We start from the raw sequence: 12782 nt of genomic DNA, 5'->3' as shown, positions 1-12782 counted from the left end.
ATGTTCTGACCGGGCTGACATGGTCGGCCTCCTCGGCGACCCCGGGGGAGCACAGAACTTAGATGAGGTGAAACGTGCTTAGTTCGACATGGCGCAGTCGCTCGACGCGAGGTGTCCTGGCCGTCGGCGCCGCCGCCGCGCTGGTGCTGACCGGTTGTAGTGACAAATCCACCAGCAGCGGTTCGGATTCCTCGGGCACCAACGGCGCGGGCGGCCTGTCCATCCAGCCGGTTCTGCAGGTCGACCAGCAGGGCAAGGAGGTGCCGAAGGCCGACGCGGCCACGGCTGCCGATCCCGCGGGCGACGGCAAGGCGACCTGTGCGCCGGGTACGTCGGTCGCGATGGCCGGTGCGCTGACGGGTCCGGACGCCGCGCTCGGCATCAACATCGTCAACGGCGTCAAGCTCGCCCTCGACAAGCACAACAAGGCCAACCCCGGCTGCAAGATCGACCTCAAGCAGTTCGACACCGAGGGCGACCCGCAGAAGGCCACCCAGGTGATCCCGCAGATCGTCAACGACCGGTCGATCATTGGCCTGGTCGGTCCCGCGTTCTCCGGGGAGACGAAGGCGACCGGCAAGATCCTCAGCGACGCCGGGCTGGTCTCGGTCACTTCGTCGGCGACCAACGCGACGCTGACCCAGAACGGCTGGACGACCTTCTTCCGCGGTCTGGCCAACGATGACGTGCAGGGCCCCTCCGTGGCGAAGTACCTGGTCAACACCGCGGGCTACAAGAAGGTCTGCGTCATCCAGGACAACACCGACTACGGCACCGGCCTGGCGAAGTCGATCACCGAGGGGCTCGGCGCGGCCGCCGACCCGGCGTGCGCCGCCAGCATCAAGAAGGGCGACAAGGACTTCTCCGCGACGGTCACCAAGGTGGCGGCCGCGAACCCGGACGCCATCTTCTACTCCGGCTACTACTCCGAGGGCGCGCCGCTGGCCCAGCAGTTGAAGTCCGGTGGCGTGAAGGCGGTCTTCGTCTCCGCCGACGGCACCAACGACCCGCAGTTCGTCGCCCAGGCGGGCAGCGCGGCCAAGGGCGCGAAGCTGTCGTGCCCGTGTGGTCCCGCCCCGGAGAACTTCGCCAAGGACTACGAGGCGCTCAACGGTCAGGCGCCGGGCGTCTACTCGGTCGAGGCCTACGACCTCACCACGATCCTGGCCAAGGGCATCGACGGCGGTAAGGTCACCCGCCCGGATCTGCTCGACTATGTGCGGACGTACGACGGTGCCGGCCTCGCGCGTCAGTACAAGTGGAACCCGAACGGTGAACTGTCGAACGCACTGATCTGGGTGTACGAGGTCAAGTAGCCCCGGATCCCGGGCGCACGGCACGTACGGGGGTTCATCCGAATCCCCGTACGTGCCGTTCTTCGGTGGGCGAAAGGATGAGGGCAGAAATAAATGAAACAAACGCTATTGGCCGGTGGGATACAACTCACTGCCGGTTCGATCGACTTCAACTACGAGGGACTGGTCGATAGTTTCTGGCGACTGACCGTCGACGGCGTGACCTACGGCGCCATCTATGCGTTGGTCGCTGTGGGCTACACCTTGGTCTACGGCGTATTGCGGCTGATCAATTTCGCCCATTCGGAAATTTTCATGCTCGGGTTGTTCGGGCAATTGATCGGGTTGATGATCTTCGGATTCGTCGCGAGTCCGGACGTTTACACCCAGGGTGTGGTGCTCACCGTCGTCTATCTGGGTCTGGCGATGATCGTGGGCATGCTGGTATCCGGCGGCGCGGCCGTCGGATTGGAGCGGGTGGCCTACCGGCCCCTGCGTAAACGGGGCGCGAAGCCGCTGGCCTTCCTGATCACGGCGATCGGCATGTCGTTCGTGCTGCAGGAACTGGTGCACTTCGTGCTGCCGAAGATCCGCCCCGATCTCGGTGGCACCAACGCACAGCAGCCGATCCGGCTGGTCGAGCCCACCGTGCAATTCAGTTTCGGCGGCGCGGACGTCACCAACATCATGCTGCTCATCGTGCTGGCGGCCGTGGTGCTGGCGATCGCCACCGAGGTGCTGATCAATCGGACCAAGTTCGGCCGTGGCATCCGCGCCGTGGCCCAGGACCCGGACACCGCGACGCTGATGGGCGTGTCGCGCGAGCGGGTCATCATGCTGACCTTCCTCATCGGCGGCGTGCTCGCGGGCGCGGCGGCGATGCTGTTCACGCTGAAGATCCCGAACGGGATCATCTACTCCGGCGGGTTCGTCCTCGGTATCAAGGCGTTCAGCGCCGCGGTGCTCGGCGGTATCGGCAACCTGCGCGGTGCGCTGCTCGGCGGACTGCTGCTCGGTGTGGTGGAGCAGTACGGCCAGATCCTCTTCGGCACCGAGTGGCGTGACGTGGTCGCGTTCGTGGTGCTGGTTCTTGTGCTGATGGTTCGCCCGACCGGCATCCTCGGCGAGAGTCTCGGAAGGGCACGCGCATGACCGAAACGACGAAGACGGCGTCCGCGCCGGACGCCGCGCGCCGCGGCATCGGCGATGCGATCCGCACGTGGTGGGACGGCCTGAGCAGGCCCGCGCAGTGGGGCGTCGGCGTCCCGATCCTCATCCTGCTGGCACTGCTGCCCCTGTTCCCGCCGCCGCTGCTGAACACTCCCTCCTACAACTTCGGCCTGGTGATGGCGCAGGTGGCGATGTACGCCCTGCTGGCCATCGGCTTGAACGTGGTGGTCGGCCAAGCGGGCCTGCTCGACCTCGGTTACGTCGGTTTCTACGCGGTGGGCGCCTACACCGTCGGCCTGCTCACCAGCCCCAACAGCCCGTGGAACCAGACCGACGGCGGCTGGCTCGATCCGGAGTGGGCGTGGCTGGCCTGCCTGCCGATCGCGGTCGCGGTGACCGCGGTCTCCGGCCTGATCCTCGGTTCGCCCACGCTGCGCCTGCGCGGGGACTACCTGGCGATCGTGACGCTCGGCTTCGGTGAGATCGTCCGGCTGCTCGCCGAGAACCTCACCGAGATCACCAACGGCAGCCTCGGCCTGTCGGGTGTGGCGTACCCGCACGTCGGCGAGTCGGCGAGCAAACCGGAGGGTGTGTTCTCCGGTGGCAACAGCGGCGACCCCGACAGCGCGAACCTCCTCGACCGCGCCAGCTACGGCACCTACTGGTACTGGTTCGGCATGGCGCTGGTGGTCGTCGTGCTGCTGGTGGTCGGCAATCTGGAGCGCAGCCGGGTCGGCCGCGCCTGGGTGGCGATCCGCGAAGACGAGGACGCGGCCGAGATCATGGGTGTGCCGACGTTCAAGTTCAAGCTGTGGGCGTTCATGATCGGCGCCGCGGTGGGCGGTATGTCCGGGGCGATCTACGCCGGGCAGGTGCAGTTCATCAACCCCACCGGCTTCAACATCATCAACTCGATGCTGTTCCTGTGCGCGGTGGTCATCGGCGGACAGGGCAACAAGCTCGGGGTGATCTTCGGCGCGTTCGTCATCGCCTATCTGCCCGCACGGCTGCAATCGGTGAACCTGGTGAGCAACGAGTCGACCGGGTACGTCCTGCTGGCGATCGATGTCGCGGCGTTCGTCGCCCTGATCGTCGCCTGGCGCCTGTGGGCCGCCCGGCTGGGCGTGTGGCCGCGCCGCGGGGTGATCACCGGCATGGTGGTGACCGGCGTGCTGGCGTTGCTGCTGCTCGGCAGCGTGCTGCTGTTCCGCAAGGGCGGAGCGCAGTCGCTGGGCGACCTCAAGTATCTGTATTTCGGTATCGCGTTGGTGGTGATGATGATTCTGCGTCCACAGGGTCTGTTCCCGGTGCGGCAGAAGCTGCTCACCTACGGCAGGCAGGTGTACCAGGCCGTGCGCAGACCGGCCGCCGGCGAACCGATCGGAGCGGGACGATGACCGGGCCGGGCGCGGGTGACGCGCTGTTCGACAACGAGGACATGGCCGCGGGCTACGCAGCCGAGCCGCAGGTCGAGTCCGCGGGCACGGTCGACGTCACCCAGGTGATCCCCGACCTCGCCGACGCCGAGACCGTCGCGGAAGTCGTGGCCCCGCACCGCGAGATCGAGACCGCGGTCGGGGAGCCGCTGTTGCGCACCGAGGGCCTCACGGTGAAGTTCGGCGGACTCACCGCCCTGGACCAGGTGAGCTTCGAGATCCGCCGCGGCGAGATCCTCGGTCTCATCGGGCCCAACGGCGCGGGCAAGACCACCTGCTTCAACGCGATCACCGGTGTGTATCAGCCCGCCTCCGGACTGGTTTCCTTCGACGGCAAGCCGCTGACCAAGACCAAGCGCAACGCGATCACCCGGCTCGGCATCGCCCGCACGTTCCAGAACGTGCGGCTGTTCGGCGAGATGACCGCGCTGGAGAACGTCGTGGTCGGCACCGACGCCCGGCACCGGACCTCGGTGCCGGGGGCGGTGTTCCGGACGCCGCGGCACCGGCGCGAGGAACGGGACGCGATCGAGCGCGGCATGGCGCTGCTGGAGTTCGTCGGCATCGCCCCGCGGGCGGTGGAGAAGGCGCGCAACCTCTCCTACGGCGACCAGCGCCGCCTGGAGATCGCCCGCGCGCTGGCCACCGAGCCGAAGCTGCTGTGCCTGGACGAGCCCGCGGCCGGGTTCAATCCGAGCGAGAAGTCCGCGCTCATGGACCTGATCCGCAAGATCCGTGACGACGGGTTCACGGTGCTGCTGATCGAGCACGACATGCGGCTGGTCATGGGCGTGACCGACCGGATCGTGGTGCTCGAGTTCGGCCGCAAGATCGCCGACGGGCTGCCCGCGGACATCAGGGACAACCCCGCCGTGATCGCCGCCTACCTCGGTGTGCCGGATTCCGGTGCGAACGAATCCGGCAGTGCCGCAGGCGAAGACGCCGAGGCGGACAACGGCGCGCCGACCGGCCCGCAACCCGGTGCGGTGCCGCTGCGCAAGGCCGAGGTAACCGAGCAGGAGGTGACGCCCGAGCCCGCAGCCGCGGGCGCGCCGCTGCTCGAGGTCGAGGGCATGGTCGTCAACTACGGCAGGATCCAGGCGCTGCACGGGATCTCGCTGACCGTCGCCGAGGGCGAGCTGGTCACCCTGCTCGGCGCCAACGGCGCGGGCAAGACGACCACCATGCGCGCGATGTCCGGGCTGCTGCCGCTGACCCGGGGCCGCATCCTGTTCGAGGGCCGCGACATCACTCGGATGAAGGCGCACGAGCGGGTGACCCACGGGTTGATCCAGGCGCCGGAGGGCAGGGGCGTCTTCCCCGGCATGACGGTGCAGGAAAACCTCGACATGGGGTGCTACGGACGCGGTTTCAAGCAGAAGGCCGAGTACGAGCGGACGCTGGAGTGGGTGTTCGAGCTGTTCCCCCGGTTGCTCGAACGGCGCAAACAGGTCGGCGGCACCCTGTCGGGCGGCGAGCAGCAGATGCTGGCCATCGCCCGCGCGCTGATGGCGCGGCCGCGGCTGCTGCTGCTCGATGAGCCGTCGATGGGCTTGGCGCCCATGGTGATCCAGCAGATCTTCCGGATCATCAGTGAGATCAACCAGCAGGGCACCACGGTGCTGCTGGTGGAGCAGAACGCCCAGCAGGCCCTGGCCCGCAGCGACCGCGCCTACATCATGGAGACCGGTGAGGTCACCAAAACCGGCCGTGGCGCCGAGTTGCTCACCGATCCCGCGGTGAAATCGGCGTATCTCGGCGTAGGTTAGTCGCCTGCCGCGCGGCCCGGCTCGAGGCATGATCGTCACCATGGATGGTCACGACGAGCTGATGAGCCTGGCCGAGCGGTATTGGGACAGCGTGCTCGAGGCGGCGCCGAGCGAGGCGACCCTGCTCGGCGACCGCCGCTTCGACGATCGGATCGAGGATCTGTCCGTCGACGCGGAACAGCGGTCGCTGTCGACCTGGCGCGAATTGCTGCGCTCGGTCGACGCGCTCGACGCCGAGCGGTTGAACCCGACCGACCGCGTCACCCGCAGCCTGCTGCGCACCGAGCTGAGCGGCGCGATCGAGCACCTGGAATGGCGGCCGGTGGAGCTGGCCTCCGACCAGATGAGCGGCGTGCACGCGGGCGTGCTCATGGTGGCGCCGCAGACGAACGCGCCGCGGCCGGAGCACGCGCTGGCGCTGGTGCGCCGGTACCGGCAGTTCGGTGACATGCTCGGTCAGGCCGTGGAGCGGTTCCGGTCGGGCCTGGCCGCCGGGCGCGCGCCCGCGCGGATCACCATCGAGCGCTCGCTCAACCAGCTCGACGGCTACCTGGATTCCGACATCGCCGCCGACCCGTTCGTCACCTTCTCCGGGCCGGAAGGCTGGGACGGCGAGTCCGCGTGGCGCTCCGAATTGGCCGAAGTGGCCAGGGATGTCATCCGGCCCGCCTTCCAGGTCTACCGCGACGCGCTCTACGACGAACTGCTGCCCGCCGCCCGCCCCGACGACAAGCCGGGCCTGTGCTGGCTCGGCGCCGACGGCGAGGACATCTACCGGCGGCAGCTGCACCACCACACGACGCTGCCCGAGCTCGGCGCCGAGGAGATCCACGAGCTGGGTCTGGCCGAGCTGGCGAAGCTGCGCGAGGAGTACGCGACGGTGGGCGCCCGCCTGTTCGGCACCGGCGATCTCGGCGAGATATTCGGACGGCTGCGCGACGATCCCGAGCTGTGCTACGACGACGCCGAGCAGATCATGTTCGACGCCCGCAGGGCGCTGGCCGTGGCCACCGCCGAGATGGGGAACTGGTTCGGGCGCCTGCCGAAGGAATCCTGCGACATCGTCCCGGTTCCGGAGTTCCTGGCCGCGGATGCGCCTGCGGCGTACTACTTCCCGCCCGCCGCCGACGGGTCACGGCCGGGCACGTATTTCGTCAACCAGCACCATCCCACGGGCCGCGGCCGCTACGAGACCGCGTCGGTGGCCTTCCACGAGGCGATTCCGGGCCATCATCTGCAGCTCACCATCGCGAACGAACTCGACCACCTGCCCCGCTTCCAGCGTCAGTCCTTCGCCAACACCGCCTTCGTCGAGGGCTGGGCGCTCTACACCGAGCGTCTGGCCGACGAAATGGGTTTGTACGAAGACGATCTCGGGCGACTGGGCATGCTGGCCGGTGACTCCTGGCGCTCCTGCCGCCTGGTGGTCGACACCGGCCTGCACGCGAAGGGGTGGAGCAGGCAGCAGGCCATCGACTTCATGGTGGCCAACGCGCCGGTCGGGCTGGCCGAGATCACCGTGGAGGTGGACCGATACATCGCCATGCCGGGGCAGGCGGTCGGCTACAAGATCGGCCAGCTGGAGATCCTGCGCCAGCGGGTGGGGGCCACCGAACGGCTCGGCGCGGACTTCGACATCAAGGCCTTCCACGACGTGGTGCTCGGTTCCGGGTCGGTGAGCCTGCCTGTGCTGCGAGAACTGGTCGCCACGCTGTGAACGCCGTGGGGCGCGGTCGCCCGCCGCGCCCCACGGGCCGAAAGTCGGGCCCGGGCGGCGTCCGGCTGCCGGGTGTCGGCGTATCGCCTTGTCGGTGCCGGTCCCTAGACTCTGGGGCGTGAGTTCACCCACGACCGCTCCGCGTCCCGCCCCCGCGTCCGGCTCCAGCGATCCCGGCTCGGGAGACCGGCCGACGCTGCTGTTGCTGGACGGGCATTCGATCGCCTATCGCGCGTTCTTCGCGCTACCGGCGGAGAATTTCAAGACGGTCACCGGGCAGACCACCAACGCGGTCTACGGCTTCACCGCGATGCTGATCAACCTGCTGCGCGACGAGAAGCCGACACACGTGGCGGCGGCGTTCGACGTGTCGCGCCAGACCTTCCGTGCCGAGGCGTACCCGGAGTACAAGGCGAACCGCACCACCACGCCGGACGAGTTCCGCGGACAGGTGGAACTCACCAAGGACGTGCTCGGCGCGCTGGGCATCCCGGTGATGGCGATCGACGGCTTCGAAGCCGACGACATCATCGCCACGCTCACCACCCAGGCCGCGGCCGCGGGTTTCCGGGTCCTCATCGTCACCGGCGACCGCGACGCCATTCAGTTGGTCGACGAGAACGTCACGGTGCTGTACCCGCGCAAGGGCGTCTCCGATCTCACCCGGTTCACCCCCGAGGAAGTGATGGCCAAGTACGGCCTCACACCGAGTCAGTACCCGGACTACGCGGCGCTGCGCGGCGATCCGAGCGACAACCTTCCCGGTATCCCCGGAGTCGGCGAGAAGACCGCCGCCAAATGGATTCGGGAATACGGTGACCTGAACACGCTGGTGGAGAAGGTCGATCAGGTGAAAGGCAAGGTCGGCGACGCGCTGCGGGCGAATTTGAGCAGCGTGGTGCTCAACCGGCAGCTCACCGAACTGATGCGGGAGGTGCCGCTGCCGTACACCCCTGATCAGCTGGCGCAGGGCCCGTGGGACCGCGGCAAGATCCACCAGCTGTTCGACGATCTCGAGTTCCGCGTGCTGCGCGACCGGCTGTTCGAGACGCTGGCCCCGCCGGAGCCGGAGGCGGAGGCCGGTTTCGAGATCAGCGGCGGTGCGCTGGAGATCGGCGCGGTCGCGTCCTGGCTCGCCGAGCACGCCGAATCCGGTGTGCGCCACGGTGTCTCGATCCTCGGCACGGGTTCACCGGCCGGTGGCGACGTCCGCGCGCTGGCCATCGCGGCCGGCGACGGGGAGAGCGGCTACATCGACGTCACGGTGCTCACCCCGGAGGACGAGGCCGCGCTGGGCGCCTGGCTCGCCGACCCGGCCGTGCCGAAGGCGCTGCACGAGGCCAAGGCCGCCGTGCACGCACTGCGCGGCCGCGGCTGGACGCTCGGCGGGCTGACCAGCGACACCGCGCTCGCCGCGTATCTGGTGCGTCCGGGCCAGCGCACCTTCAACCTCGATGACCTGTCGCTGCGCTACCTGCACCGGGAGCTGCGCGCCGAGACCGACGAGACCGCGCAGCTGTCGCTGCTCGACGACGAGGACACCGTCGACGCCGAGCTGGCGCGGGCGCAGATGCTGCGCGCGCGTGCCGTCGCCGACCTTGCCGACGCGCTCGACGGGGAACTGGCGAAGATCGAGTCCACCCCGCTGCTGGCGGACATGGAGCTGCCGCTGCTCGGTGTGCTGTCCACCTTGGAGGAGGCGGGCATCGCGGTGGACACCGACCAGTTGGCGACGCTGCAGCGCCAGTTCGCCGACCGGGTAGCCGAGGCGGCCGAGGCGGCCTACGACGTGATCGGCAAGCAGATCAACCTGGGATCGCCCAAGCAGTTGCAGGTGGTGCTGTTCGACGAGCTGGACATGCCGAAGACCAAGCGCACCAAGACCGGTTACACCACCGACGCCGACGCGCTGGAGTCGCTCTACGAGAAGACCCAGCACCCGTTCCTGGAACATCTGCTCGCGCACCGCGACGCCACCCGCCTGAAGGTCACCGTCGACGGCCTGCTCAAGTGCGTCGCCGAGGACGGCCGCATCCACACCACGTTCAATCAGACCATCGCGGCCACCGGGCGGCTGTCCTCGACCGAACCGAACCTGCAGAACATACCGATCCGGACCGACACCGGCAGGCAGATCCGCGACACCTTCGTGGTCGGCCCCGGTTACCAGTCGCTGATGACCGCGGATTACAGCCAGATCGAGATGCGGATCATGGCGCACCTGTCCGGGGACGAGAACCTGATCGAGGCGTTCAACTCCGGTGAGGACCTGCACAGCTTCGTGGCGTCGAAAGCGTTCGACATCCCGATCTCGGAGGTGAGCCCGGAACTGCGCCGCCGGATCAAGGCGATGTCCTACGGCCTGGCCTACGGGTTGAGCTCGTACGGCCTTTCCGCGCAGCTGAAGATCAGCACCACCGAGGCGAAGGAGCAGATGGAGGTCTACTTCGCCCGCTTCGGCCGCATCCGCGACTACCTTTACGAGGTGGTGGAGCAGGCGCGCAAGGTCGGCTACACCGAGACCCTGTTCGGGCGCCGCCGCTACCTGCCCGATCTGGACTCCAGCAACCGGCAGCGCCGGGAATCGGCCGAGCGGATGGCGCTCAACGCCCCGATCCAGGGCACCGCGGCCGACATCATCAAGGTGGCGATGATCAACGTGCACCGCGCGATGCGCGACGCGGGCCTGCGCTCCAGGATGCTGCTGCAGATCCACGACGAACTGTTGTTCGAGGTCGCCGACGGGGAACGGGAGGCGCTCGAGGCGCTGGCGCGCGAACAGATGTCCGCGGCGATCGCCCTGTCGGTACCGCTGGAGGTCTCGGTCGGCGTCGGCCACAGCTGGGACTCCGCCGCGCACTGACCGGCGTAGTGCAGGAGGCGGTGTATCGCAGGAGGACATGCCGGGCCCGACCGCACGGGCCCGGCATCCGGCATCCGCGGAGCTACTATCGGGCCGCCGCGTGCAAGTGAACGAATCACGGTGAACGGGACCGGTGTCTCGTGCTGCGCGGCCACCTACCGTGGGGCTGGTCACACATAGGGATTCACGCATACCGAGCGCAGGGGATGGCCCATGACTGTCACCGACGAGTACCTGGAGAACAACGCGGCCTACGCGAGCACCTTCCGAGGCCCGCTGCCGCTGCCGCCCGCGAAGGGCGTCGCCGTGATCGCGTGCATGGACGCGCGGCTCAACGTCTACGGCGCGCTCGGCCTGGCCGAGGGCGAGGCGCACGTCATCCGCAACGCGGGCGGCGTGGTCACCGCCGATGAGATCCGTTCGCTGGCCATCAGTCAGCGGCTGCTCGGGACCAGGGAGATCATCCTGATCCACCACACCGATTGCGGCATGCTCACCTTCACCGACGACGACTTCAAGGCGAGCATCCAGGAGGAGACCGGGATCAAGCCGGACTGGTCGGCTGAGGCCTTCTCGGACCTGGAAACCGATGTGCGCCAGTCGATCGCGCGCATCGTCGCCAGCCCGTTCGTGCCGCACAAGGACTCGATTCGCGGCTTCGTCTTCGACGTCGCCACCGGCAAGCTGAACGAGGTGCTTGCCCGCTAGCGCGGATCGAATTCCGCTCCGGCGCAGTGCGATCCGGATGGCTGTCGTTCGGATCTCACTGCGCTGTGGCGTGTTTCACGGAAGGCGGTGCGGCACCAAGCGTGCCGAACCGGCGGTGAGATCCACCTCGTCGCGCGGCGGCGCGCCGTCGGACGCGTCCTCCCGGTGCATCAGCGTCGTCCTGCGCTGCTCGAACTCGTGCTGCTTGCCGCCCTGGAAAACCGCGGTGACCTCTTCGAAACCCGCGGCCGCGACGGGGCGGCCGGACCGCTTGCGGGTCCAGGGCAGCACACGGCTGCCGGTGAGCCTGTTCCAGACCACTTCGGCGAAGGCGAACAGAATGAGCAGGACGGCCAAGCCCGGGATGGTCATGGCGACGAGGAGACCCATGTCACCGACGCTACCTTCGTCCCGCGCGCAACGCCCTGAACTGCACGAATGATACCCGTCAGTAGACAAATCGGGCACCGGATGTGGTTGCTATTGCGGCGCGATGTCCCTATTCTCGATGCCGTGCCGAATCCCGCCGACTGCCGCAGCGCAGCGCTCCATGTCGCAGACCGCGACAGCGCTCTGCTTTCGGCGTCGCTCATCGGGTCCTCCGTGGTCACGCAGGCTACCGCCTTCGAGCCCGAGGTGCGCGCCGAGCTACTTCCGCTCACCGCGATGGTGGCGCCGCGTCCCCGAGTCCTCGTAGTAGCCCGCCGCAGCGGGGTCTGATTCGGACCGGCCCCCTCGCTGCGGGCTGATTTGACTTGTTAGTGCTGGTCCCCTCTGTCAACTGAGCCACGACATTCTTCGGGAAGACCTACTTTCAATGACCATCCTGACTCTCGATACAGACATGTTCCACGCCGCCGCTCCCAAGGGCCTCCGCGCCGAAGCCGCCGGGCTGACCTCGGCGCAGTTCCACAGCCGCTACTGCGCGCACGGCGGTCCGATCCGCCTCGGTGAGTGGTCGCCCGCGGGCAGCCGCACCGCGGAGTTCACCGCCACGCTGGAATTCGCCGGCCATCTGCGGACCGTCGTCGCCACCGGCAGTCCGGTCGCGGCGATGACCTCGGCTCTCTACGAGGAGGGCTATCCGGTGGAAATCCTGCAGTTCCACCAGCGGCGCACCGCGGACGGCACCGCCACGTTCGTGCGGTGCGAATGCAACGGCAGGCGCGGCTGGGGTGCGGCGATCGCGGATGACGGCGCCGAGTCGACGGTGCGCGCCATGATCGCGGGCGTCAACCTGCTCGGCGCGTCCTGATCTCGAGCTCCGATCGCGGGGAGGCAGTGTGCCGCCCCGCGATCGGACGCGCTGCGCCGGACGCGGAGCGGGCCCGGACGCGGACCGCCGTTCTCACGGTGTCCGAGGCCGGGCCCCGCGCGAATTCTCTTGCGGTGGAGCGACTTACACTCCGCGCGATTACTGCTCGGGCTGCCCGCCCGCCTGCTGCTCGGCGAGCTGCTTGCGTACCTCGTCCATATCGAGCGCCTTGACCTGGGTCACCAGATCCTCGAGCGCGGCGGGCGGCAGCGCCCCGGGCTGCGCGAACACCAGCACGCCCTCCCGGAAAGCCATGATGGTCGGGATCGACCGGATGTTGGCGGCCGCCGCGAGGCCCTGCTCGGATTCGGTGTCGACCTTTCCGTGCACCACGTCGGGGTGCTTGGCGGAGGAGGCCTCGAAAGTCGGTGCGAAGCTCTTGCACGGACCGCACCAATCGGCCCAGAAGTCGACGAGTACCACGTCGTTTCCGGTGACTACCTCATCGAAATTGTGCTGGGTCAGCGTCTGGGTGGCCATGACGTCCTCTCGTTTCGGTGTGCCTGCTA

General features: G+C 68.3%; 11 protein-coding genes and 1 pseudogene. 10 read left to right on the top strand and 2 right to left on the bottom strand.

From position 1 onward, the window contains the following. Positions 1–74: 74 nt before the first annotated feature. The 8 genes and pseudogenes from IU450_RS32280 to IU450_RS32250 all read left to right on the top strand — a co-directional run bounded on the left by IU450_RS32280 (position 75) and on the right by IU450_RS32250 (position 10958). Positions 75–1316 carry a branched-chain amino acid ABC transporter substrate-binding protein gene (locus IU450_RS32280; RefSeq protein WP_416382927.1) on the top strand — a complete coding sequence of 414 codons (1242 nt, stop codon included), beginning with the start codon at positions 75–77 and terminating at the stop codon, positions 1314–1316. A 93-nt stretch (positions 1317–1409) separates the two neighbouring features. Further along, complete coding sequence (locus IU450_RS32275; RefSeq protein WP_195153488.1) at positions 1410–2447, top strand: branched-chain amino acid ABC transporter permease; 1038 nt, start codon at positions 1410–1412, stop codon at positions 2445–2447. Beyond that, complete coding sequence (locus IU450_RS32270) at positions 2444–3862, top strand: branched-chain amino acid ABC transporter permease (protein WP_195153487.1); 1419 nt, start codon at positions 2444–2446, stop codon at positions 3860–3862. Before IU450_RS32275 ends, IU450_RS32270 begins: the two co-directional genes overlap by 4 nt. After that, positions 3859–4767, top strand: a pseudogene (locus tag IU450_RS40230) (ABC transporter ATP-binding protein); the annotation flags it as partial. The gene IU450_RS32270 and the pseudogene IU450_RS40230, both read left to right, overlap by 4 nt. 207 nt (positions 4768–4974) lie before the next feature. Continuing rightward, entirely contained in the window at positions 4975–5670 is a 696-nt protein-coding gene (locus IU450_RS40225; RefSeq protein ID WP_228835442.1) for an ABC transporter ATP-binding protein, read from the top strand. A 40-nt stretch (positions 5671–5710) separates the two neighbouring features. Beyond that, complete coding sequence (locus IU450_RS32260; RefSeq protein ID WP_228835420.1) at positions 5711–7387, top strand: DUF885 domain-containing protein; 1677 nt, start codon at positions 5711–5713, stop codon at positions 7385–7387. Between the two features lie 118 nt (positions 7388–7505). Further along, complete coding sequence (gene polA / locus IU450_RS32255; RefSeq protein WP_195153484.1) at positions 7506–10250, top strand: DNA polymerase I; 2745 nt, start codon at positions 7506–7508, stop codon at positions 10248–10250. Between the two features lie 213 nt (positions 10251–10463). Further along, complete coding sequence (locus IU450_RS32250) at positions 10464–10958, top strand: beta-class carbonic anhydrase (RefSeq protein WP_195153483.1); 495 nt, start codon at positions 10464–10466, stop codon at positions 10956–10958. 75 nt (positions 10959–11033) lie between these two features. On the opposite strand, the gene IU450_RS32245 is transcribed toward IU450_RS32250, so the two are convergent. Continuing rightward, positions 11034–11348: a DUF6191 domain-containing protein gene (locus IU450_RS32245; RefSeq protein ID WP_195153482.1), complete on the bottom strand. Its 315-nt coding sequence runs from the start codon at positions 11346–11348 to the stop codon at positions 11034–11036. Positions 11349–11471: 123 nt separating this feature from the next. Here IU450_RS32245 and IU450_RS32240 point away from each other — a divergent pair, with 123 nt between their 5' ends. After that, positions 11472–11678 (top strand): hypothetical protein, encoded by a 207-nt coding sequence (locus IU450_RS32240; RefSeq protein ID WP_195153481.1) that lies wholly within the window; start codon positions 11472–11474, stop codon positions 11676–11678. Between the two features lie 97 nt (positions 11679–11775). Beyond that, a complete protein-coding gene (locus IU450_RS32235; RefSeq protein ID WP_195153480.1) occupies positions 11776–12213 on the top strand; it encodes an alpha-isopropylmalate synthase regulatory domain-containing protein in 438 nt (145 codons plus the stop codon). A 159-nt stretch (positions 12214–12372) separates the two neighbouring features. Here IU450_RS32235 and trxA read toward each other — a convergent pair whose 3' ends face one another. Next, positions 12373–12753, bottom strand: a complete 381-nt coding sequence (trxA, locus tag IU450_RS32230; protein ID WP_195153479.1) for a thioredoxin — start codon at positions 12751–12753, stop codon at positions 12373–12375. Between the last annotated feature and the right edge of the window lie 29 nt (positions 12754–12782).

This window comes from Nocardia abscessus (assembly GCF_015477775.1).
Classification (GTDB): domain Bacteria; phylum Actinomycetota; class Actinomycetes; order Mycobacteriales; family Mycobacteriaceae; genus Nocardia; species Nocardia abscessus_A.
This window is presented reverse-complemented; position numbering and strand designations above follow the sequence as displayed.

Bases quoted from the DNA above. Each gene is read 5' to 3' on its own strand.
- IU450_RS32275 (WP_195153488.1), top strand. From the start codon at position 1,410: ATGAAACAAACGCTATTGGCCGGTGGGATACAACTCACTGCCGGTTCG.
- IU450_RS32270 (WP_195153487.1), top strand. From the start codon at position 2,444: ATGACCGAAACGACGAAGACGGCGTCCGCGCCGGACGCCGCGCGCCGC.
- IU450_RS40225 (WP_228835442.1), top strand. From the start codon at position 4,975: ATGGTCGTCAACTACGGCAGGATCCAGGCGCTGCACGGGATCTCGCTG.
- IU450_RS32260 (WP_228835420.1), top strand. From the start codon at position 5,711: ATGGATGGTCACGACGAGCTGATGAGCCTGGCCGAGCGGTATTGGGAC.
- IU450_RS32250 (WP_195153483.1), top strand. From the start codon at position 10,464: ATGACTGTCACCGACGAGTACCTGGAGAACAACGCGGCCTACGCGAGC.
- IU450_RS32245 (WP_195153482.1), bottom strand. From the start codon at position 11,348: ATGGGTCTCCTCGTCGCCATGACCATCCCGGGCTTGGCCGTCCTGCTC.
- IU450_RS32235 (WP_195153480.1), top strand. From the start codon at position 11,776: ATGACCATCCTGACTCTCGATACAGACATGTTCCACGCCGCCGCTCCC.
- trxA (WP_195153479.1), bottom strand. From the start codon at position 12,753: ATGGCCACCCAGACGCTGACCCAGCACAATTTCGATGAGGTAGTCACC.